Source organism: Corynebacterium sp. CCUG 69979 (genome assembly GCF_024454095.1).
Lineage (GTDB): Bacteria > Actinomycetota > Actinomycetes > Mycobacteriales > Mycobacteriaceae > Corynebacterium > Corynebacterium genitalium.
This window is the reverse complement of the sequence record NZ_JAGPZA010000003.1, coordinates 1-21,349: the sequence shown is the minus strand read 5'-3', so window position 1 is coordinate 21,349 and position 21,349 is coordinate 1. Positions and strand designations below refer to the sequence as shown.

The window sequence follows — 21,349 nt, the reverse complement described above, 5'->3', positions numbered from 1 at the left end:
TCCGCGTGAGAAACAGGGCGAGTGAGCCGGCCTATGAGCCGGATTCTGTTCCCTGAGCGCAGCCCAGCGCGGCGATCATCCATCTAGGACGCTCATTACTGAGCGTCTCGAGCAGCTACCTTCGAACATGGGCGGGCAGCCTCATCACGTCCGACGACCTCTGCCAAAAGGCAGGGGTTCTTGCCTTGCTCCCAGTGGGGTTTACCTGGCCGCATGCGTCACCGCACACGCCGGTGCGCTCTTACCGCACCCTTTCACCCTTACCTGCGTTGCACCCGGCGATGCCGTGCGCAGCGCAGGCGGTCTACTTTCTGTTGCACTTTCCCGCGGATTGCTCCGGGTTGCCGTTAGCAACCACCGTGCCCTGTGGAGTCCGGACTTTCCTCGACCCGCGCCTTTTTCCTGTGGAATGGTTCGCGGAGCCGCGATCACCCAGCCGACTCACTCGCAAGGCGTAACTGTACCCCTGGGCGGGCAGTTTGCGGAAGTTCTCCTGGGCCAGGCGGAGCCGGGGCCGTGGGGCTGGAATACCGCTCAGACATATGCGCTAGAATGCATGCTTTTGACCAGGGTGTTTAACCGAGCAGTATTCCGGAAAGTGCCCAGCAGTATTCCGGGTCCACAGGGGTTGCTTTAGCGGAAGTGTGCGACGTCGTTAAAAGAGCGCAGCACACCCATGTCGCCGTAGAACTCGACCACGGAGATCGAAGCCAAGTCCAAGAACATGTGCTTGAAGGTGTCCGGGCCCGAGGAAAGCGCTTGCCTGATCACAGACTTGATCGGGGTCATGTGCGTGACCACGAGCACGGTCTTCCCCTCGTGCTTTTCCTGGACCTTCAGGCGCGCCCGCGTGACCCGGCGGTGCAAGCCGGCCAGGGACTCCCCCTCCGGCGGTGCCTGGTTGGCGGACCCAATCCAGGCTGCGAATTCATCGGGGAACTGCTTCTCGGCCTCCGCACGAGTCAGCCCCTCGAAGGAGCCAAAATCGACCTCCCTGAACCCCTCGACGGTCTCGATCTTCTCGGCGGGCATACCGAGAGCTTCCGCGCAGGCGGCTGCAGTTTCCTGGGCGCGGGTGGCCGGGGAAGCGATGATCGTGTCGATCGTGCCCATCTCGGCCAGTGCTGCCGCTGCCCGGCGCGCCTGCTCCTGCCCGGTCTCCGTGAGAGCCGGATCCGAGGAACCGCTGTACGCCTTGCGTGCGGAGTGTTCCGTTTGACCGTGCCGAAGCAACACGAAACGGGTACGCGGCGCGTCTGCGGCAGATGTGCCAGACCAGTGGGCGGGTCCGCCGACGGTATGGGAGGCACCAGGCTTGTCGCTTTTTTCACCAGCACCTTCCCCACTTGTTGTCGCATCAATTATCCCCGGCGCATGTCCGGCTGCGGCGGCGTCCATCGCCACGTTGGACAGCTCATCAGCCTTCTTGTTCTTCGCACGGGGCACCCAGGTGTAGGTGACGGAGTCGAACCCGGCGGCCAGGTCACGGGCCTCGAAAGCCAGCTTCTTCATGTCCGGGTGTTTGATCTTCCACCGGCCGGCCATCTGCTCGACGACCAGCTTGGAGTCCATGAACACGTCCACGTCGGTGGCCCCAAGATCCCGCGCGGCCTCCAGCCCGCGCAGCAGACCGCAGTATTCCGCGACGTTGTTGGAGGATTTCTTTCCTACGACGTAGGCGATTTCGGCCAGCGTTGCACCGGAGGCGTCGTAAAGCACACTGCCGGAACCCGCAACTCCCGGATTGCCGCGGGAACCGCCGTCGGTGTAGAGGGTGACCTTCATCGGATGAGCAACGTTCCGCAGTTCGGGCAGGTGGGAAGCTCGTCCTCGGGGACGGCGAGCACCTCGTTGCGCTCCGCGGGCGGGAGCTGGAGGAAGCAGGAACCGCAGGTCCGGCCATTAAAGTGCGCGGCGCCGACAGTGGCGTAGACACCGAGAACGTCGGCCGGCAACGACGCGCGCAGGGCCTCGATGTCTACCGGCTCTTCCTCCGGCAGGGCGTCAACGGCGCGGCGGGCGGCTTCGATGCGATCATCCAGCTCCGCGAGGGTCTGAGCGCGAAGGTCACGGTTACCGCGCAGGGCTTTGACCTCGCCGTGGGCTTCCTTGAGTTCGTACAGCAGGTCCGCAATGCGGGACTTCGCGGCGTAGCGGTCGCGCTTGAGGTCCTCGCGGCGCTCCGGGTCGGTCTCCGCGGAGAGCTGGTGCTTGTCGTCGAGCTCGCGCTTTTTCAGTTTGCGCTCGTCCTCCTGGATGCGGAGGATGTCTGCTTCGACGTCATCAAGCGCGAGCTGCGCGGCGGCCGCGGCGTTGGCCAGGGACGGGCGCTTCGCCAGCAGCTCGTCGAGTTCCTGCTGTTCCGGGGAGCTGCTGGGGTGCGCGGCGGAGCGCTCCGCCTCCGCGAGGGCCAGGAGGTCGCGTTGCTTGTCGGGATCCAGGTGCATAGTTGTCTCCTAACTCTTCGGGTGCGCGGAAATAGTCCACGGGTCGGTGTGCAGAGTGATGATCTCCGTTTCTACCTCTGGGCACGCCTCCGCGACAACCTCGCTGGCTTGGCTCGTCCACGGGAACTCGCTGGCCCAGTGCGCAGTGTCAATCACGGCAGGCCCGCCGGCGCGCAAATGCTCGTCGACAGGGTGATGGCGCAGGTCAGAGGTGACGTACACATCCACGCCGAGCGTGGACACAGCGTCCAGGAAACTGTCGCCCGAACCCGATGACACTGCCACCGTTTGCACCATCTGGTCCGGGTCACCGGCAGCGCGCACGCCCCACGCAGTCTCCGGCAGCGCATCGGCGACCTGCTGCGTGAACGCGCGCAGAGTCATCGGCTCCGCGAGCTTTCCGACGCGCCCCAGCCCCGTCACCGTCTCCAGGTCCACGGTGGACTCGAGCGTGACGACGTCGAATGCCGGCTCCTCATACGGGTGCGCCCCACGCAGTACCGCTGTGAGCTTGCCGCGTAGTGAAGACGGTGCGACGAATTGGACGCGGGTTTCCTCGCCGGTGAAGTGCTCACCGACGTGGCCGTCTGTTGGATCCGCGCCTTCTTCGGGGGTGAAACCGCCCCGGCCGTCCCACTCGAAGGCGCAGTGGGAGTAGTTGCCGATGTGGCCGGCGCCTGCGTCGAAAAGCGCCTGCATGACGCGGTCGACGTCGCCGGGCGGAATGTGAACGCCCCACAGGTCCTGCGCGGCTGGGTCGACAACTTTGATGGGGCGGCCGGGCGTGATGCCGACGAGTTCGGCGAGCTTGTCAGAAACGCCCGGGCGCGCAGAATCGGCGTTCGTGTGCGCAGCGAACAGCGCGCAACCGCCGCGGATGAGCGTGTGCACGACCTTGCCTTTCGGCGTGTTCGCAGCCACCGAGGTCACCCCGTGCATGAGCAGTGGATGGTGGACCACCAGCAGGTCAGCGCCGAGTTCCACTGCGCGCTCTGCGACGGCCTGCGTGCAGTCGAGGGCGAACACGACCTTGCGGGCGGGCTCTGCCGGATCCCCGCAGATCAGCCCCACCGCGTCCCAACTTTCTGCGAGACGCGGCGGGTAGGCGGTCTCGAGTGCGTGAACAACATCGCCGACGGTAGTCATGCGCACCAGTTTAGGCTGTGTGGCATGACCACCCTCTTGTTGGACGTTGACGGCACCCTGATCGACTCTTTCCCCGGCATTCGCGACGGTTTCCTCCACGCCCGAGACACAGTCGGGGTGGAGCACCCTTCCGACGACTTCATTGCCCGGATCCCGGGACCGCCGATGGAGGAAACGTTGCGCTCCCTGGGGCTTTCCAGCGCGCAGCTGCACGAGGCTTTCGACGCCTACATGTCCTTCACCCGCGCCGGCGGGTGGGAACGAGCGACGGTGTTCGACGGGATCGGAGATCTCCTCGCTGGCTGGCGCGCAGACGGGTTCCGGCTGGTGACGGCGACGTCGAAAGGCGAAGGCTTTGCTCGCGCCATCCTCGAGCGGGAAGGCCTGCTGGATTACTTCGACTTCCTCGGTGCCGCGCAAGAAAATGGCCCGCGGCGCGCCAAAGCCGACGTGATTGCCCATGTTCTTGATAAGGTAAGTATCCCCAGCGGCACTGGGCTGATGATCGGTGACCGCGCGCACGATATCGAGGGCGCGGCCACGTTCGGCATTCCCACTGCCGCTGTTGCGTGGGGTTACGGTACTTCCTCCGAGTGGGAGCAGGCCGATTTTCTCGCGCACACGCCCGCAGAACTGGACACGATTGTAAGGAACTTCCATGACGCACATTGAATTCGTGTGCACAGGCAATATCTGCCGCTCACCCATGGCAGAAGTCATTGTTCGCGATGCGCTTATCCGCGCCGGCCTTGACCACGTCACAGTCACCTCCTCCGGCATCGGCGGCTGGCACGTGGGCAACCCCGCCGACTCGCGTGCACTAGACGAGCTCACCGCCCACGGTTACGACGGTTCCTCCCACCGCGCCCAGCAGTTCGGCGCCGCTCAGCTGGACGCCGACCTAATCGTGGCTCTGGACACCCGCCACATCTCTGAGCTGGTCGTCCGCGGCGTGCCCGAGGACAAGATCCGGTTGCTGCGTTCCTTCGATCCCTCCTCCCCCGCCGACGCCGGCGTGGCGGACCCCTACTACGGCGGGCCGGAAGGCTTCACCACCACGCGCGAGCAGATTGAAGCCGCCGCGCCCGGTATCGTGGAATGGGTCCGCGAGCGCGAAGCCTGATTGCGCGGATTCGGCGCGTACCTTTCTGGCTAATAAGGTTGAAAGCGTGAGTGCGCCAAAGACCCGAACCGGTTCCGTGTGGAAGTCGTTTTTGACTCCCGGCTGGGTCATCGCGTTCATTCTGGCGCTCGCATTTTCCTGGTTCGCCATCACATGGCTGTCGCCGTGGCAGTTGAACAAGGACCACGACATCGTCGAGCGCAACGAGCGCATTGAGACCGCCTTCGAAGCAGACCCCGTCCCCGCCGCCACGCTTCTCGACGGCGGCTACGACCCCGCCGACGAATGGACCCGGATCTCGCTGACCGGCCGTTACGTGCCCGATGACGAGGTTCTGCTTCGCCTGCGGCCCGTCGACGGAGCCCCAGCGTTCCAGTCACTGGTGCCCTTCCAGCTTGACGACGATTCCAGCACCGTCATCCTGATCAACCGCGGCTGGGTGCCTGCCGAAGACGGCGGCACGACTGTTCCCGAGTTGCCCGCCCCGCCCGCGACCGAGACAGTCACCCTCAACGCCATGATCCGCACCCCGGAGGACCCTCACCCCGAAGGAGCCACCCAGGATCAGGGCTACACCATGGTGCAGTCCATCAGCCCCGCTCAGATTGCCGAGCTGACCGAGTCAGGCTCGGATTTCGCCGAGCCCTATGCCCAGCTGCTGTCCGACCAACCAGGCGTTCTCAACCCCATCCCCCTGCCGCAGCTCGACCGCGGCAACCACTTGTCCTACGGGTTGCAGTGGATCGCCTTCGGCATCATGGCACCGGCCGGCCTGATCTACTTCCTCTATTCCGAGGTGCGCGAGCGCCGCCGCTACCGCCAGGAGCAAGAAGAACTCGCCGAGCTGGTCAATCCCGTCGCCGAAGACTCCCCCGCCCCTGCGGCAGTTTCGTCGTCAGCCTCTGGGACGACCGAGACCGAACCCAAAGCCCCGGCCGCGGCAGCGGCTCCTGCCAGAGCTCGGTACGGAAGTTCACGCAAGAACCCGTGGGCTCAGAAAGAAACCGAAGAGCGCTTCTAGAGCTCTCTCGCGTTTTCAAAGGTTTCTAGGGTTTTGTTGGGTGACGCGCCTGCGTGCTAGCATCGTCGACACGCGCGCCGTTAGCTCAGCTGGAAGAGCAACTGGTTTACACCCAGTAGGTCGGCGGTTCGAGCCCGTCATGGCGCACCACAAAAGCAGAAATCACGCCCATCCGCACAACGGTGATGGGCGTTTTCTTTTCGCCTAAGTCTCTCCGGTCTTGTCTTCGTCGAGGCTGGGGTGAGGTGCGAGGCCCTTAAAGGTTCGCTTGGACGAGACATCGCGAGCCAACGGCTCTCGTGCATGCTCGGGGGTAGAGATTTGGGGGTGCTTAAAGGGGCTTTTCAGCAGGGGTGTGGAATCTCACAGGGCTAGTTGCGGGCACCCGCAGAGCGCAGGCAAGACCCCTGCCAGTTCCCCAGCCGGTCCGCCTTAGTCTGCACGAGCCCAGCGAGCTGTGCGGACTCAGAGATGTCGCCGGGGTGGACCTCACCAGCCTGGTTCGCACCCGGGGTGAGCAGCCAAATTCGACCAGATTCGGAAAGGTTTCGAGTAGCGTCGACCAGCGCATCGACGAGGTCCTCATCGTCAGCGCGGTGCCATAGAAGGACGACGTCGCAGAGCTCGTCGGTCTCATCGTCGAGAAGCGCCTCGCCGATCCGGTCCTCAATAGCCTCGGAGATCGACGAATCACAATCGTCGTCCCACCCGAGCTCCTGGACGATGTCGTCGCCGGAAATGCCCAGCTTATCTACGAAATTCTCAGCGCTACCGGCGCCCACTGTGTGCTTTCCTCCTCAAACGGTGACTAACAATATTGCCAGGATACCGCTCCTGCTGCGCCACGGCGTGCATAGACAAAAAGAACTACGCTAGAAGATGTAGACGTGCGGTGCGCCCGCAACCCGGGAAAGGCACCGTGACGTGCAGCAAGAATCCCGTATCGGAGGTATGGACATGGCTGAAAACGACGTAGAAGTAACTGCTGGGAACGACTCCCAGCACGCGATCATTCGCGATGGAGTTGCTTCCTACATGCACGACCCGGACCCGGAGGAAACGAAGGAATGGATGGATTCCTTCGACGGTCTGTTGGAGAACTCTGATCCTGAGCGTGCGCGCTACCTCATGCTGCGCCTTTTGGAGCGTGCCGACGCAAAACGTGTTCCCCTGCCGTCGCTGACAACGACGGACTTCGTCAACACCATCCCGACCACGCTCGAGCCGGAGTTCCCCGGCGATGAGGCGATGGAGAAGCGCTACCGCCGTTGGATCCGTTGGAACGCTGCCATCATGGTGCACCGCGCGCAGCGCCCGGGCATTAAGGTCGGCGGACACATTTCAACCTACGCGTCCGCAGCGGCGCTCTACGAAGTGGGCTTCAACCACTTCTTCCACGGCAAAGACCACCCGCAGCACGGCGACCAGATCTTCGTTCAGGGCCACGCCTCCCCCGGCATCTACGCCCGTGCGTTCCTGGAGGGCCGACTGTCCGAAGATGACATGGACGGCTTCCGCCAGCAGCACTCCCGCGAGCAGGGCGGCCTGCCGTCCTACCCGCACCCGCACGACATGCCGGAGTTCTGGGAGTTCCCGACTGTGTCCATGGGCTTGGGCCCGATGAACGCGATCTACCAGGCACGCTTCAACAAATACCTGCAGGACCGCGGCATCAAGGACACTGCTGACCAGCACGTCTGGGCGTTCCTCGGTGACGGTGAGATGGATGAGCCGGAATCCCGCGGCTGCATCCAGATGGCCGCCAACTACGAGTTGGACAACCTGACCTTCGTGATCAACTGCAACCTGCAGCGTCTCGACGGCCCCGTCCGCGGCAACGGCCAGATCGTCCAGGAGCTGGAGGCCTTCTTCAAGGGCGCCGGCTGGGAAGTCATCAAGGTCATCTGGGGCCGCGAGTGGGATGAGCTGCTGGAGAAGGACGAGGACAACGCTCTGGTCCACATCATGAACCAGACGCCGGACGGTGACTACCAGACGTTCAAGGCCAACGACGGCGCATGGGTCCGCGAGCACTTCTTCGGCCAGGACGAGCGCACCAAGAAGCTCGTCGAAGACATGACCGACGAGGAAATCTGGAACCTGCGCCGCGGTGGCCACGACTACCGCAAGGTCTACGCCGCCTACAAGAAGGCGCTGGAGACGAAGGACGGCAAGCCGACTGTCATTCTCGCCTTCACTGTTAAGGGTTACGGTCTGGGCCACACCTTCGAAGGCCGCAACGCCACCCACCAGATCAAGAACCTCACCGCTGAGGACCTGAAGCTCTTCCGCGACATGCAGGGCATTCCGATCTCCGACGAAGAGCTGGAGAAGGACCCGAACCTGCCGCCCTATTACCACCCTGGCGAGGACTCTGAAGAGATCCAGTACATGAAGAAGCGCCGCGAAGAGCTCGGTGGCTACCTGCCGGAACGTCGCGCGCAGTACACACCGCTTGAAGTACCGGACCTGGACAAGACTTACAAGGCCGTGTTCAAGGACTCCGGCAAGCAGGATGTAGCCACCACCATGGCGCTGGTTCGTACCTTCAAGGCGCTCATGCGCGACAAGGAGATCGGCCGCCGCGTGGTGCCGATCATCCCAGACGAGGCCCGTACCTTTGGTCTGGACTCCTGGTTCCCGACTCTGAAGATCTACAACCCGAAAGGCCAGAACTATATCCCGGTCGACCACGACCTGCAGCTGTCCTACCGCGAAGCGCCGGAGGGCCAGATTTTGCACGAGGGCATCAACGAGGATGGATCGTCGGCAAGCTTCCTCGCCGCCGCCACGAGCTATGCGACGCACGGCGAGCCGATGATTCCGATGTACATCTTCTACTCGATGTTCGGATTCCAGCGCACCGGCGACAACTTCTGGGCTGCCGCCGACCAGATGGGCCGCGGCTTCATCGTCGGCGCAACTGCTGGCCGCACCACACTGATGGGCGAGGGCCTGCAGCACCTCGACGGCCACTCCCCCATCCTGGCGTCGACGAACCCGTCGGTCATTCCTTATGACCCGTCGTTCGCCTACGAGATCCCCTACCTGGTCAACAAGGGCATCGACCGGATGTACGGCCCCGACGGCGGTGAGAACGTCATGTACTACCTCACCGTCTACAACGAGCCGACCCACCAACCGGCCCGCCCGGACGACCTCGATGTTGAGGGCCTGCACAAGGGTATCTACCTGTACGACCGCGGCGCTGAAGACAAGGAGAACAAGGTCTCCCTCCTCGCTTCCGGCGTGGGCATGCGCTGGGCGCTGCAGGCACAGCAGATCCTGCAGGACGAGTACAACGTCGGTGCAGCGGTGTACTCCGTGACCTCCTGGACGGAGCTCGCACGCGACGGTGCTGCCCTGAACAAGGCTCGTCTGCAGGATCCGTCCGGTGAGCACGACGAGCCGTTCGCCACGAAGCAGCTCAAGCAGACCGAGGGCCCGTACATTGCTACCTCGGACTTTGCGACGGACCTGCACGAGCAGATCCGCCCGTACGTCCCGGGCCGCTACGTTGTCCTCGGTGCCGACGGCTTCGGTTTCTCTGACACCCGCGAGGCTGCCCGTCGCTACTTCAACATCGATGCTGAGTCGATGGTGGTTGCGGCTCTGACCGCGCTGGCTGACGAGGGCAAGATCGACATCTCCGTGGCCGCCGACGCAGCCAAGAAGTTCAAGATCGACGACCCGACGGCCGCCAAGCCCGACTCCGACTACAGCCCGGAGAGCGGGATGGAGTAGTCCGGGCCAACGTACCGGGTCAATGACCACCCTCGATCGCGCGAACGCCCGCTGCCCATTCTGTGCGCGGGCGTTCGTGTTTGAAGTTACGGTTGCGTTTGCCAATCGCGCGGGGGCGGTTTAGCTTAGAACCGTCTTAATATCCCGTAAGCTTTGCAAGGACCTACCATGACGACCTCCCAGCCGTACCCCAACCAGAACCCGAGCCAGCAGCCGGTGGGCCAGCCCGCTGGCTCCTACCCGGCAGGCGGCCAGACCCCTGCCCCGCAGGAGAACCAGAAGCCGGGCCGCTTCGACAACGCCAACTGGTACGCGCGCGCCGCGATGGCTTTGTCCATCATCAGCATCCCGCTTTCCAACCTTGCATCCTGGACACTTCCGCTCGCCATCATCTGCCTGTTCGTCGGTTTCGGCCTGGCAATCTACGCCCTCGTGTCCAAGAACGCACCGAAGACTGAGCGTTGGTGCGCGTGGGTGGCTGTTGGCATCTTCGCCTTCAACATCGTCGCTGGGATCATCGCGTTCTTCTTGGGATTCACGGGAGCGATCTAGCCCGCTTCACCATCCAGACCATGCATGGGGTCGCCGTTGGGCGGCCCCTTTCGCATGTTCGCTTATCGACGCCGCGTGGCAGCCTGGCCCGCTGCCGTCGATACGCATGTGCTCTTTCGCATTTTCGTGCCGTCCACACGTCAAGTAACTGGAGCCACTGCCGCAACACGCCAGCTGGCGTTTTACGGAGCTCGTTCAAACGGCACGAAAATGCGAGAATCCTTATGGATCCTAGACGGCAGGTAACCTGGACACATGGTTGAGCTCGCCATGATTTTCAGCATCCTGCTGGGCCCGCTTGGGTTGGCGTTCATGCTCGCTGCGATCCGGTACCACACAACAGGCGTCCCAGTGAGCCAGCTGTGGAAGCCCTTCGCGCTGGGATCCGCCGTGGGACTACTGGGCTTCATTACGTTTGCGCTGCTACTGGTATACGGATTCATGGCCATCGGATTCCTTGCAGCTCTGGCTGCAGGCATCGCCTCGGGGTGGCTGCTGCGGAATTCACCGCGGACCTGGTCGGCGGCCGGGCTGTTTGCCGCGACCGCCAGCTTCGCATGCATCGGTGCTGTGACCATCTGGGTAGCCATTGGGACGAAAAGCGCGCCACCGACTTCAGCTCCAGGCGACTTCGTCTTCGCAGCGTTCATGGGCGCATTCGGCGTGTGGCTGACGCTGTTCCCCTTGCTGTTATTCACGGCCGCGATCACCATTTACATCTTCCGTCCAGAACCCGCCGGACCAGCCCCGACTCCGTATGCTGGGCCAGCATGAATGGTTTGTCGGATGGGGCTGCCGCCCTGGCCCTGAGCCATGTGGTGCTCGCTGTGCCCCTGCTCCCTATCGTCGCGGTCGCGGCGTGGCGACACGGTGGTTTGAAGAACATTCAGAAGCATTTGCTGCTCGGCCTTGGGGTTGGAGTCCTTCTGTGCGTAGCCGGGTTTTTCTTTGTGTGGGCCATCGGATTGATGGAGCCACGACACTTAGAGTCACCCTTGGCGTTCCTCGTCGTCGTTGTGCCACTGGCCATATGGATCGCTGCTAGCAACGTGGCGGGGCATTCAGTCCCCGGGACTAACCGTTGGATCTCGGCCGCATCGGCCATTGCTGCTGGCGCTTGCCTCGGGTTCGGTTCCCCAGCATTGTTCCTGTACTACCACTTCGAACTGACATCCGGCATTGGCTCGATCGGGTTCTACAACCCCTTCGCGGCATTAGTAGGTGTCGCCTTAGTCTCATGGGCCGTAGTATTTCCGGGGACGTGGGCCGGTGCAGGGCGGGCAACACGTTGGAAACGGCCCCGGTGGCGCGATACAGATACAGGGACCCGATGGCACCATTTGTGATTGCTCAATCTTCCACGGGCGGAACCAACGGGGCGTGGGGTGCGGCGGGGCTCGCACTGCTGATCGGGATGATTCCATTCGCCCTGGTGACTACCGTGGGGTTTGCGCGCTACATGGCCGCGAAGACATCTGTCGCCGAGGCCGGAAAGGCTCTATTCATCGGTACTGGGACAGGCCTAGCCGTTTGTATCCCCGTCGCCTTCCTCAGTGACTTGTTCTTTCACTGGGGCTTTGGTCTCGGGGTGATCGTCGCCCTGGTTCTGATCGGGGCGGCATTCTTCGTCACCGGCACGTTCTTGTCGAGCTCGCCGCGCACGTGGTCCGCAGCCACCCTCGTCGCCGGTGGCGCCACTGGATCCGTGGTGCTCGCCAGCATCATCGCGAGCGCGTTCGGCCTGTCCGCCGCCACACCTGCCGACGGTTCCGCCGCATACGGCTACCTCATGTTCGCCGCCGCCATCGGCGGGTGGATCGTTCTGTTCCCGCCCTGGCTGCTGGGAACAGCTCTTGGGATCATCTATTTCCGACGGAAGAACCGGCACGGGCCGGGCCATCCGGGCCAACCGGACCCGCCGGGCGAATCGGGTCCACCACTGCCACCCGGACCACCGGAGCCGCCGTAGCCACAGCGCCCACGTTGGGGGCAAAGGTAGGTTGTTGCAAACGATAATAAATTCAGCTGCGGCCGTCTATAAGCGCAGGTCGAAGACCATAAGCGGCGCGGAACCTACTTTCTAAGTGCACTAATAGCGAAAATGCTAGATTCTTTTCCCATGAAGAAAACTGTCATTTCTCTGGCAACAGCCGTAACGGTGGGTGTTGCGAGCCTGTCTCCTGCTGTAGCAGAACCCGTGAATCCCGAACAGTCGACCCTCGGCTCGGCCGACACCGACGAGTCATCGACTTCCAGCGAACGTGACCAGTCGACGTCTAGCGAGGGCGACCAATCGTCGTCAAGCGAACGCGGTCAATTGTCTGACGGCGAAATCGCAGCCATCGTCCTTGTCCCGATCGTTGCTCTGGCCGCGATCGCTGGCGGCGCGTTCTGGGCAATCCAGAATGGAATGATCCCCAACCCGCTGCCTGGTGTTATTCCGGGTCCAGCTCCCAAGCCTGCGCCAGCTCTCGCTCCGAAACCTGCACCGGCTCCCGCTCCTAAGCCAGCGCCAGCTCCCGCCCCAAAGCCTGCACCTGCCCCGGCACCAAAGCCTGCGCCCAAACCCGCTCCCAAACCGTCCAAGTACTACCCGAACTGCCGAGCAGTCTGGAACGAACTCGGCCGCCCGATTAACTCTGGTGAGCCGGGCTACGGTAGCCACCTCGACCGCGACGGCGATGGAGTCGGTTGCGAAAAGCGCCCCCGTTAAGCGCTGACGCAGACGCAACGGTTCAGGCTAGCGGCGAAACACCGTTCATCACCCTTCCAACCTTTAGGGTGAGAGCATGAACCTGGAAGCCCGATTAGATCTGCACAGTGTCGGTGTCGGTGCATGAGCGCAGTTGGAAATGCGGTGGCTTCGGCACTGTTGGGCCATCTTCTGCTCGCGGTGCCGCTTGCCGTCGTAATAGTCGTCGCAGTGCTACGACACCGCGCAACACGAACGCCGTTGACCGGCTTGACGCGACCTATTCTGGCGGGCTTGGGCTCGGGTGTGTTTTTGCTCGCCTTCTCAGTCGCGTTTCTGGTCGCTGTCCAAATGGTTGACTTCCAAGCGCTTCCAGAATTCGTGGAGACTCTGGCCCTTCCCATCCCGCTCATTGTTTTCCTGGGCATGTGGTTTTGCCTGGGTCTAATGCTGCCCACATCCCCACGGACATGGACCCCATCTGCTGCCGCTGCCGGCGGTGTATGCGTCGGATTCGCCTCGCCTTTCCTGCTTTACTGCAGCTATGAGGTGTACCGGAACCACGGTCAGAACGGATCCGCAGACATCTTCTGGATCATGCAGATCGCGGCCCTCGTTCCATGGGTCGCCTTTCCCGTTGTTCTCGTCCTGGTGGCGCTGGGGGTGTGGGTGAGGGATCGTCGACAAGCGATGCGTCCCGGGGCGACGGCGAACCGAAAACTTCTGCCCCTTTAGCCCTGTTCATCGTCGGTGGTCAAACATCGGAGGTTGCGGACCGGTCCGTCCGTCCTGCATACGGTTCCTTCCTGCAACGATCCCTGCTACCGAGCACAACGTCAGCAACGGGTAGACAAAGAGCCACCCGGCAAAAGGCATGATGAGGATGAGGGCACCGGCGGCTTGCGTGGTGCTGTAGTCGTTGTGAGGTTGCGAAAAGTAGAGGGAGTACAGCACTCCCGTAGTCAAAGCGGTGCCGACGTGGTGCCATAGCGAATGAGCGAAGGAAAAAGCGCCAAAAGGCTCGGCACGATCACGGCGACGGCGAGAATCACCGCAGCACCCAGCAGCTCCCCATCATCCATGGGCTCAGTATCGCAAAACGGTGCATGAACTGCTGCGCGATGTTTCACAACCAGACTCGCTTCGATAGCCAAAAGAAACATCTAGGCTTGAACCATGAGCCCCGAGAATCCTTTGGACCTGTTCATCGTCGGCGCTGGACTGAGCGGTGTCGACCTAGCGCACCATGTGAACGAGAATTTTCCTGACTGGAACTGGGAGATCGTCGATTCCAATAAGAAGGTCGGCGGTACGTGGGTGACCTTCACCTACCCCGGTATTCGCTCGGATTCGGATATGGCGACGTTCTCATTCCCGTTCAAGCGCTGGCCGCACAAGGGTAGCTTGGGCAGCGGCGAGAACATCCAGAAGTATGTCGAGGATGTTGCGCGTGAGGAGGGCGTATTCGACCGCTTGACGTTGAGCACCTGGGTGGAGCAGGCGAACTTCGACTCGAAGAAAGGCCTGTGGGAAGTCACCATGCACACCCGCGAGGACGGTCAGGACATCCCCGAAGGCCACACGGACGCGCCGACGGCTGAGCGCACGATCTGGACGAAACGCCTGCACTTCTCTTCCGGCTACTACAAGCACCATCGCGGCTTCACGGCGGACATTCCCGGCGCGGACACGTTCGAGGGCACGCTCATCCACCCGCAGCGCTGGCCGGAAAACCTGGACCTAGCAGGCAAAAAGGTCGTCATCATCGGTTCAGGTGCCACAGCGATCACGCTGCTGCCAGCGCTGCATGACGGCGGTGCAGACGTGACCATGCTCCAGCGCACCCCCACCTACGTCGCTCCCCTACTCAACCGCGACAACTTCACCGCCGTAACCACGAAGATCATGCCGGAAAAGCAGGCGCTGTCCGCCGCCCGCGCGATGCACATTGTCCGCGACATGGCGCAGTATTGGATGTGCCAGATCTTCCCGTGGCCCGCCCGCGGCTACTTCATGGCGCTCAACCGCGCATACATCCCGTTCCGCGAGATCTTCAAGAATTTCAACCCGCCGTACGGCCCGTGGGACCAGCGCGTCTGCAAATCACCCGACGGTGATTTCTTCAAAGCAATGCAGGGCGGTGCGCGCGTGGTCACCGCGAAAATCAAGGAGATCACGCCCGACGGCATTTCGCTTGTCGACGCCCCTTCCCTCCCCGCCGACATCATCATCACCGCAACAGGACTGGACATCCAGGTCTTCGGCGGCGCCCGGCTATTCGTGGACGGTGAAGAAAAGACCGTTCCGGATGCCGTCGCGTACCGCGGAATGATGGTCGACGGGTTGCCCAACTTCTCTTTCACGGTGGGCTACCTGAACCAGTCGTGGACACTGCGGGCAGACTTGGTCTCCCGGTACATGTGCCGGTTGTGGTCGATGATGGATGAGGACGGCTACACCCAGGCCACCCCGCGTTTCCCGGCGGGCCTGGAAGCCGACATCCCGTTGATGAACATGGACTCCGGTTACCTCGTCCGCGCCCGCAAAGACCTGCCTACCCAGGCCGGTGTTGACCCGTGGATGTTCGCCCAGGATTACATCCGCGAGTACCGCGCGTGGGGGCACCCCGGCGCGGACCTCCGCGCGGATATGGTTTTCAGCTAGTTAGGGTGCTTAGTTTTCAGACTCGTCGATAAGCGGGTCGACGAGGCGGCGGATCGCTGTGGTCACAGCACCGGGTGCGTCGAGCGGCGGCATGTGCCCGGAACCGGGCAACACCTGGAACTTCGCCTGCGGCCACAGTTTGTGGAGTTCCTGCGACTGTGAGACCGGCGTGACTGTGTCAATGTCGCCGACGAGAATGAAGCCCGGAATGGTCGCGAGCACGTCGGCAGCGGCATGCTCGTCGTGGTCGCGGAGGTCATCGAAGAATCCCGAGTATGTATCCAACGGAGTCTCCTGGATCATGGCGGCGTGGAACTCCACGACGTCCCAGGACATTCCTGGCGCGTAGAAACCGACCGCCAGTACGGGCGCAAGCGTCTCGGTGACCACGACCCTCACGCTCTCCGACAGGATCGGCAGTGCCTGCACCATGCGGTAGAGCGCCGCGCCAGCCGTGCCGCCGAGGGCTTGGGGCATCCCGCGGTCGGTAAACGGGTCCACTGACGACGAGATCTGCACGCTACCGGCCAGATTGAGCTCACCGGCATACCGGCGCATCAACGACAGCGACACCGGCCCGCCGAGCGAGTGGCCCACCACAATGACCGGCCCGGTAATCCCGCGGTCCCGAACGACGGCAATGATGTCGTCCGCGGCGGCATCAACGGACAAATCTGCGCCCTGGTCGGCGGTGAGCCCGTGTCCCCGGTAGTCCACCAGCAGCTGCCGGACAGGAAGGTGCTGCAAAGCCCTGACCTGCATGTAGAAAGACTGCGAAGAGATGTTGAAGCCGTGAACGTACAAGACCGTCAGCGCCTCAGGTGATTCCGGCCCACACTCGTACCAGTGAACATTCAGACCGTCGTGGTTCGTGGCGCCGGTGCGCATACCGGTCAGGCCGAGGCGGCCCGAGCCGCTGTACAGCTCGCGACGCATCGCAATGAGCGTGCGCTGGGTGCCAGGGCTGAGGGCGCGCAGGTAATTGGGCATATGGGAATGGTATCTAGAATGGGGGTATGGAACTTTCACAGCGTCTGGACTTGGGCAAGCTCGGCCTCGCTGCCACCCCATCGGACGAGCCGGCCCCGCTAGAAGGCGACACCATGGCCCAGCTTGCAGGGCTGTTGGTGCAGGTCGGCGCCGTCGAGGACGCTGATGAGGTCAGCGGCACAGACACCCTGGACAGTCTCGGGGTCGACTCGTTGACCCGCATCGAGCTCGCCGTCCGCGTGGAAGAGCAGTTCGGTGTCCAGATCGACGAAGAGCTGTGGAACAGCTGGGCGACGCTTAGCGACGCCGCAGCCCACCTCGACCAGCACTCCTCACCCTAGGGTGAACGCCCCGATGCCTCTCGGCCCGGTGTGAACGATGTAGCGCACCAACCCATGCCCCGGTCTTTATAAGTCCAGTTCACAGCAATGTGCACGTCGACTAATGGGGCGTCTCGGGCTGAATCGTTCACACACGCGGCAGGAAGGACCCCGGCAACCATACCGGAGTGCCCAGCAGCGCTAGACCCTTGCCGAGAACCGGAACGTACCGGCAAGTTCGGTCAGCGCAGCCCGGAAGGTGGCCAGTTCATTGGCTGGGGCGTCAATGATCTCGCGGCAGCTGACGGTCGGTGCAACCCCAGCACGTCCCGGGTCGCGCGTCCACCGGGTGAACCAGCGGGTGTCCCAGATCGCGGCGTCATGAAGGTCGGCATCGTCGAGACCGGCGGCATCGAGAGAAAACTCGGAAAGCTCAGCAGGACTGAGGTGCTCGGCCATGAGCTCTTCTACGCGCAGGCGCAGGTGGCGGGGCATTCCGCTAATGGAGAGGACAGCCCGCTCCCGTGGCGCAACCGGGCTGAGGGTTGGTGCAGACAGGGCTGAGTCCAGAAGTGTGACAGTCATAGGGAAAGTCCTTTCATTGACGCGCGCATGCACGTAAGACGAGGATCGTCTTCCCCTACGTCCTCAAACGTTTCAAGAGTCTCGAAACGGCTCGATGCAATTCTTCATGCGCTCTAGCCACACTGGCAACCCTCAACCTGCACTTGACACCCCCATTTACTCAAGTGCTAGTTGAGGGTTTTACTCGGTTTTACTCGGCTCGGCGGGCCCAGCCGCCGGCCGAGTCCTCGCCGTCCCGGTCGATGTAGACGCGGTACAGAGCGGCAAGGAACTCTTCTCGAGTCGCCGGATCGACCGCCTCTAACGCCTCGCGGACCTCGCCTTTGGTGGGCATCATTCCGTCGTCGTTAATGGGGTCATCCAGGAGGGCGTGTTCCTTGGAGAGGCGCCAACGTCGAAAAGCATCGGGCTCGAGCCGCGCGAACAGACGGTTGATTGTACCCAGCTCGGAGCTCGCGGGGACGTACCAACCCGCCCAGTAGGCGGCGGTACCCAGCGCGAACGCGATGAGCGGGGCGCACACCAGCGCAGCGGAGGGGTGCTCGAACGAGTAGAGCACCAGCGCGGTAACGGAGCCGACAATGGCAGGCACAACGTACATCTGCTGGTCGTTGAGGATGCGCGGGATGCGCCCAATGAGCACCTCACGAATAACCATGCCGCCGGTCGCGGTGATGATGCCCATGAGGATGCAGCCGATCCACGCCACCCCCGCCGAATACGCGGTGACAGTGCCGGTGGTGCACCAGACGCCGAGGATGACCATGTCCCCGTGGAAGCGGGTGAGCTCCCAGACGTACCCGCGCAGGTTGGCCAGGAATGCAACCAACGCGCCGATGAGCGCGATGGAGATGTACCAGGGGTCCGATAGCGCCGCGACGGGAGTATTGCCGATCATCGCGTCGCGCATCATGCCGCCGGCCATGCCGGAGATGATGGCGATGAGCATGAAGCCCACGGCGTCAAAACGCATGCGGCGCGCGACTGTGCCGCCGATGACAGCGTTGAGGAACACGCCAATGAGGTCGAGGACCGCGATGGCTTGGCCGACTGCGTTGTCAATGCCTCCGAAGTACATTCGGCTAGCTTAGCTGGTCAAAGATCCGCGTATTCGTCTCCTGCCACAGCGGCTTTGCCCAATCCCCGAATTCCTTGTCCGCGAGCATGACCATCGCTGTCCCCGCGCTTGTCGACGCCGACCATGCCGGCACCACCCACATGTACGTACCGGACATACCGAAGTGCCCGACAGTGTCTTCCGGCATGGTGCCGCCAGTCCAGTGGGGGCTCTTGTCGCCCTTGATCTCAAAGCCAAGCCCCCACGGGCAGGGTTTTTGCATGCCGTAACCGGGGACAATGCCGTTCAAGTCGCCGAACTGGTTGGTGAAGGCCTCTCGGAGCGTTTCTTCGGCAAGCAACGTGGGCGAAATGAGCTCGTCGGCGAACTTCACTAAGTCGGCGACAGTGGAACGCCCACCGTGGCCGGCGGAGCCGTAGATCTCGGTGTTGCCCATGCCGAGCGGCTCAAAGATGCCCTCGCGGGCATACTCGCCGAGGGTCATCCCAGTCTCTTCCTCGAGGAACTCGGCCAGCACCTCGAACCCAGCCGAAGAGTAAATGCGCCGCTCTTCCGGTGCCTTGCGGACCTCGTGCTTGAAGGCATCCAGTCCCGAGGCGTGCGCCAGCAAGTGCCGGACCGTGGACCCGTCCGGCCCGCAGGGGGTGCCCAGTTCGAAGACCCCCTCCTCCACCGCCATCAGGAACGCGTAAGCAGAGAGCAGCTTGGTCACGCTCATCAACTCGTACACACGGTCCACGTCGCCCTCGGAATCGCTAACGGTTCCCGTCAGGGCAGCGGAATACGTGACATCAGTCCAGCCAAGGTTCATGCACCCCAGACTAGCCCGCTTAACGCGGCAGCAACCCCTCAATGTGGCGGCGCCACCCATGAAGCACCCGCGACGAAGTTGGTTTTGAAGTCGAATTGAGTCGGCACGATCCGCACACCCTCATGCACACTGGGATGCATGAGCATTTCACTCGAACTAGCGGAAGCACATGTGGAGCAGATGCTTGACGACGCCATGCTCCTGGTCAACCAAGAGACCTACTCCTCCGATAAACCGGCGTTGGATGCGGGTTTGAAGGTGTTGCTGGGGCTCGTCGAAAAGCGTTTGGGCCCGTCCGATGACAAGCAGCTTCACGACGGCGACATCCGCGGCGACATCGCCGTGCTCACCTACAAAGGTGACCTGCCCGGCAACGTGGTCATCGCGGGCCACTACGACACGGTGTGGCCTGCCGGGGCCGTTGAAGCCTGGGATCCGCCCGCCCATGACGACCCGCGCGAGCGTCTTTCCGCGCCCGGGATCTTCGACATGAAGATCGGTCTGACGCAAGGCATTTGGGCACTGAAGCTGCTCAAGGATGCCGGCATCCCGCACCCGACCGTGACGTACATTTTCAACGGCGATGAGGAGATCGGTTCGCCGAGTTCGCAGCGCATCATTGAGAATGTCGCCACCGGCGCTGATGCCGCGTTCGTGCTCGAAGCAAGTGTCGACGGCAACGTCAAGGTCACCCGCAAAGGCATCGGCGACATCAACGTCACCGCCACAGGAATTGAGGCGCACGCCGGCCTCGAACCGGAGAAGGGCGCCAACGCCATTACTGCCCTGATGGAGTGGTGTCTCGAGGCGACGAAGTATGCCGACCCGGAGAAGGGAACCTCCATCAACGTCGGTGTTGTCGGCGGCGGCACCGGGGCCAACGTCGTGCCCGGATCTGCCTACGCCAAACTCGATGTCCGCCACTGGGTGCCGGAGGAAACGCAGCGTCTCGACGCCGCCCTCGACGCCATCACATGGTCCGACCCTCGCGTGGAGATCACCGCCGAACGCAACTGGAACCGCCCGCCGATGGTGCACACCGAGGGCACTGAGGCTCTCTTCCAGGTGCTCAAGTCCCAGGCCGAAGCTTTGGGCCACTCTGACTTCGAGGGGGTTTCCGTCGGCGGCGGGTCCGACGCCAACTTCATCTCCGCAGTCGGCACACCCGTCGTGTGCGGTCTGGGCGCTGGTGGCGCTGGCGCCCACGCCCGGTACGAGTTCATCTACCCCGACTCCGTGCCGTTCTTCACGGCGCTGCTGGCCAACTCCATTGCAGCTATCGACGGGCCGGTCATCACCGACTAATCCCCTGGTGAATCGGATCTGAACCGCGAAAGACCTCCCGGACTCCAGCTCAATGGCTGGGTCGCGGGAGGTCTCGGTTTTACGGGACGCTAATCCCTAGGGTTTAGAACTTCGGGAGCTTGATACCGCCGATTCGCTCGAGGCAGTTCTGGATGTAGCCGTTGCGCTCGAAGCAGTTGTAGATGCCCACGAGGCCTGCCAGGCCAGCCAGCACACCGAGCGTGATCAGCACGATCTTGCCCATCGGCGAAGAGGACAGTTCGGACGAACCGGAGGAACCGTCAAAGAATCCCTTCGCGGAGCCCTCAGACGAGCCCTTTCCGGAACCTTCAGTGGAACCTTTCCCAGAACCATCAGAAGGGTTGGACGGGCCCTTCGGAGCCTCCTCGGTTGTCGTGGTCGTGGGTGACTGCGGCTCGTCTGAGTTTGTCGTCGTGGTCGGCTTCTCGTCCTGCTTATCAGTCGGCTCAGCCGCCTTGCTCGACTCGTCCTCCCGCTTCTCCGTCGGCTCAGCCGCCTTGCTGGACCCAGTGTCCTGCTTCTCGGACGTGGTCGAAGTAGTGCTCGACTCCTCGTCGTTCGTTTCAGACGTCGTCGAGGTAGAAGTCGTCGGCTTCTCGCTCTGCTCGTCAGTCGGCTCAGCCTGTTCGGTGGTCGTCGTCGTCGGCTTCTCGTCCTGCTTATCAGTCGGCTCAGCCGGCTTGCTGGATTCCTTGTCGTCCTTCTCGGACGTGGTCGAAGTAGTGCTCGACTCCTCGTCGTTCGTTTCAGACATCGTCAAGGTAGTAGTCGTTGGCTTCTCGCTCTGCTCGTCAGTCGGCTCAGCCTGTTCGGTGGTCGTCGTCGTCGGCTTCTCGTCCTGCTTATCAGT

General features: G+C 62.7%; 20 protein-coding genes, 1 tRNA gene, 1 other RNA gene and 1 pseudogene. 13 read left to right on the top strand and 10 right to left on the bottom strand.

Annotated elements, in window-relative coordinates:
* Positions 1–18: 18 nt before the first annotated feature.
* The 4 genes from rnpB to KBX18_RS02930 form a co-directional block, all read right to left on the bottom strand.
* Positions 19–444: RNase P RNA component class A (gene rnpB, locus KBX18_RS02945), an RNA gene on the bottom strand.
* A gap of 189 nt (positions 445–633) precedes the next feature.
* The gene (locus KBX18_RS02940; RefSeq protein ID WP_005289424.1) at positions 634–1,785 is read right to left on the bottom strand and encodes a bifunctional RNase H/acid phosphatase; all 1,152 of its coding nucleotides are present in this window, start codon (positions 1,783–1,785) and stop codon (positions 634–636) included.
* Entirely contained in the window at positions 1,782–2,447 is a 666-nt protein-coding gene (locus tag KBX18_RS02935; RefSeq protein ID WP_005289422.1) for a C4-type zinc ribbon domain-containing protein, read from the bottom strand. Before KBX18_RS02935 ends, KBX18_RS02940 begins: the two co-directional genes overlap by 4 nt.
* A 9-nt stretch (positions 2,448–2,456) precedes the next feature.
* Positions 2,457–3,593, bottom strand: coding sequence for a Nif3-like dinuclear metal center hexameric protein (locus tag KBX18_RS02930; protein ID WP_005289420.1), 1,137 nt, complete (start codon positions 3,591–3,593; stop codon positions 2,457–2,459).
* A 24-nt stretch (positions 3,594–3,617) separates the two neighbouring features.
* On the opposite strand from KBX18_RS02930, the gene KBX18_RS02925 reads away from it, so the two are divergent.
* From KBX18_RS02925 to KBX18_RS02910, 4 genes are all read left to right on the top strand, one after another.
* On the top strand, positions 3,618–4,265 hold the full coding sequence (locus KBX18_RS02925) for an HAD-IA family hydrolase (protein ID WP_255994754.1): 648 nt from the start codon (positions 3,618–3,620) through the stop codon (positions 4,263–4,265).
* Positions 4,252–4,716: a low molecular weight protein-tyrosine-phosphatase gene (locus tag KBX18_RS02920; protein ID WP_255994753.1), complete on the top strand. Its 465-nt coding sequence runs from the start codon at positions 4,252–4,254 to the stop codon at positions 4,714–4,716. Before KBX18_RS02925 ends, KBX18_RS02920 begins: the two co-directional genes overlap by 14 nt.
* A gap of 46 nt (positions 4,717–4,762) precedes the next feature.
* Entirely contained in the window at positions 4,763–5,737 is a 975-nt protein-coding gene (locus KBX18_RS02915) for an SURF1 family protein (RefSeq protein WP_370687216.1), read from the top strand.
* Between the two features lie 74 nt (positions 5,738–5,811).
* Positions 5,812–5,887, top strand: a tRNA-Val gene (locus tag KBX18_RS02910).
* Positions 5,888–6,108: 221 nt separating this feature from the next.
* Here KBX18_RS02910 and KBX18_RS02905 read toward each other — a convergent pair.
* Entirely contained in the window at positions 6,109–6,519 is a 411-nt protein-coding gene (locus KBX18_RS02905) for a DUF3052 domain-containing protein (protein ID WP_005289414.1), read from the bottom strand.
* A 169-nt stretch (positions 6,520–6,688) separates the two neighbouring features.
* Between KBX18_RS02905 and aceE the strand changes: the two genes are divergently transcribed.
* The 7 genes from aceE to KBX18_RS02870 all read left to right on the top strand — a co-directional run bounded on the left by aceE (position 6,689) and on the right by KBX18_RS02870 (position 15,389).
* On the top strand, positions 6,689–9,481 hold the full coding sequence (gene aceE / locus KBX18_RS02900) for a pyruvate dehydrogenase (acetyl-transferring), homodimeric type (protein WP_005289412.1): 2,793 nt from the start codon (positions 6,689–6,691) through the stop codon (positions 9,479–9,481).
* A gap of 168 nt (positions 9,482–9,649) precedes the next feature.
* Complete coding sequence (locus KBX18_RS02895; RefSeq protein ID WP_255994752.1) at positions 9,650–10,033, top strand: hypothetical protein; 384 nt, start codon at positions 9,650–9,652, stop codon at positions 10,031–10,033.
* Positions 10,034–10,288: 255 nt separating this feature from the next.
* On the top strand, positions 10,289–10,807 hold the full coding sequence (locus KBX18_RS02890) for a hypothetical protein (protein WP_255994750.1): 519 nt from the start codon (positions 10,289–10,291) through the stop codon (positions 10,805–10,807).
* 556 nt (positions 10,808–11,363) lie between these two features.
* Entirely contained in the window at positions 11,364–12,002 is a 639-nt protein-coding gene (locus KBX18_RS02885; protein ID WP_255994749.1) for a hypothetical protein, read from the top strand.
* A gap of 228 nt (positions 12,003–12,230) precedes the next feature.
* A complete protein-coding gene (locus tag KBX18_RS02880) occupies positions 12,231–12,746 on the top strand; it encodes an excalibur calcium-binding domain-containing protein (RefSeq protein WP_005289402.1) in 516 nt (171 codons plus the stop codon).
* Positions 12,747–12,869: 123 nt separating this feature from the next.
* Positions 12,870–13,460, top strand: a complete 591-nt coding sequence (locus KBX18_RS02875; protein ID WP_005289401.1) for a hypothetical protein — start codon at positions 12,870–12,872, stop codon at positions 13,458–13,460.
* Between the two features lie 441 nt (positions 13,461–13,901).
* Positions 13,902–15,389, top strand: a complete 1,488-nt coding sequence (locus KBX18_RS02870; RefSeq protein WP_255994748.1) for an NAD(P)/FAD-dependent oxidoreductase — start codon at positions 13,902–13,904, stop codon at positions 15,387–15,389.
* A gap of 9 nt (positions 15,390–15,398) precedes the next feature.
* On the opposite strand, the gene KBX18_RS02865 is transcribed toward KBX18_RS02870, so the two are convergent.
* Positions 15,399–16,379: an alpha/beta fold hydrolase gene (locus KBX18_RS02865; protein ID WP_005289393.1), complete on the bottom strand. Its 981-nt coding sequence runs from the start codon at positions 16,377–16,379 to the stop codon at positions 15,399–15,401.
* Between the two features lie 26 nt (positions 16,380–16,405).
* On the opposite strand from KBX18_RS02865, the gene KBX18_RS02860 reads away from it, so the two are divergent.
* Entirely contained in the window at positions 16,406–16,720 is a 315-nt protein-coding gene (locus tag KBX18_RS02860; protein WP_255994747.1) for an acyl carrier protein, read from the top strand.
* Positions 16,721–16,900: 180 nt separating this feature from the next.
* Here the strand turns inward: KBX18_RS02860 and KBX18_RS02855 are convergent, their stop codons facing one another.
* The 3 genes from KBX18_RS02855 to KBX18_RS02845 form a co-directional block, all read right to left on the bottom strand.
* A complete protein-coding gene (locus KBX18_RS02855; RefSeq protein WP_050748795.1) occupies positions 16,901–17,284 on the bottom strand; it encodes a hypothetical protein in 384 nt (127 codons plus the stop codon).
* 190 nt (positions 17,285–17,474) lie between these two features.
* A complete protein-coding gene (locus KBX18_RS02850; RefSeq protein WP_005289387.1) occupies positions 17,475–18,362 on the bottom strand; it encodes a trimeric intracellular cation channel family protein in 888 nt (295 codons plus the stop codon).
* A gap of 4 nt (positions 18,363–18,366) precedes the next feature.
* Positions 18,367–19,173, bottom strand: a complete 807-nt coding sequence (locus KBX18_RS02845; protein WP_005289385.1) for a serine hydrolase — start codon at positions 19,171–19,173, stop codon at positions 18,367–18,369.
* A 138-nt stretch (positions 19,174–19,311) separates the two neighbouring features.
* On the opposite strand from KBX18_RS02845, the gene KBX18_RS02840 reads away from it, so the two are divergent.
* On the top strand, positions 19,312–20,478 hold the full coding sequence (locus KBX18_RS02840) for a M20/M25/M40 family metallo-hydrolase (RefSeq protein ID WP_255994746.1): 1,167 nt from the start codon (positions 19,312–19,314) through the stop codon (positions 20,476–20,478).
* A gap of 103 nt (positions 20,479–20,581) precedes the next feature.
* On the opposite strand, the pseudogene KBX18_RS02835 reads toward KBX18_RS02840, so the two are convergent.
* Positions 20,582–21,349: pseudogene (locus KBX18_RS02835) on the bottom strand (hypothetical protein); the annotation flags it as partial.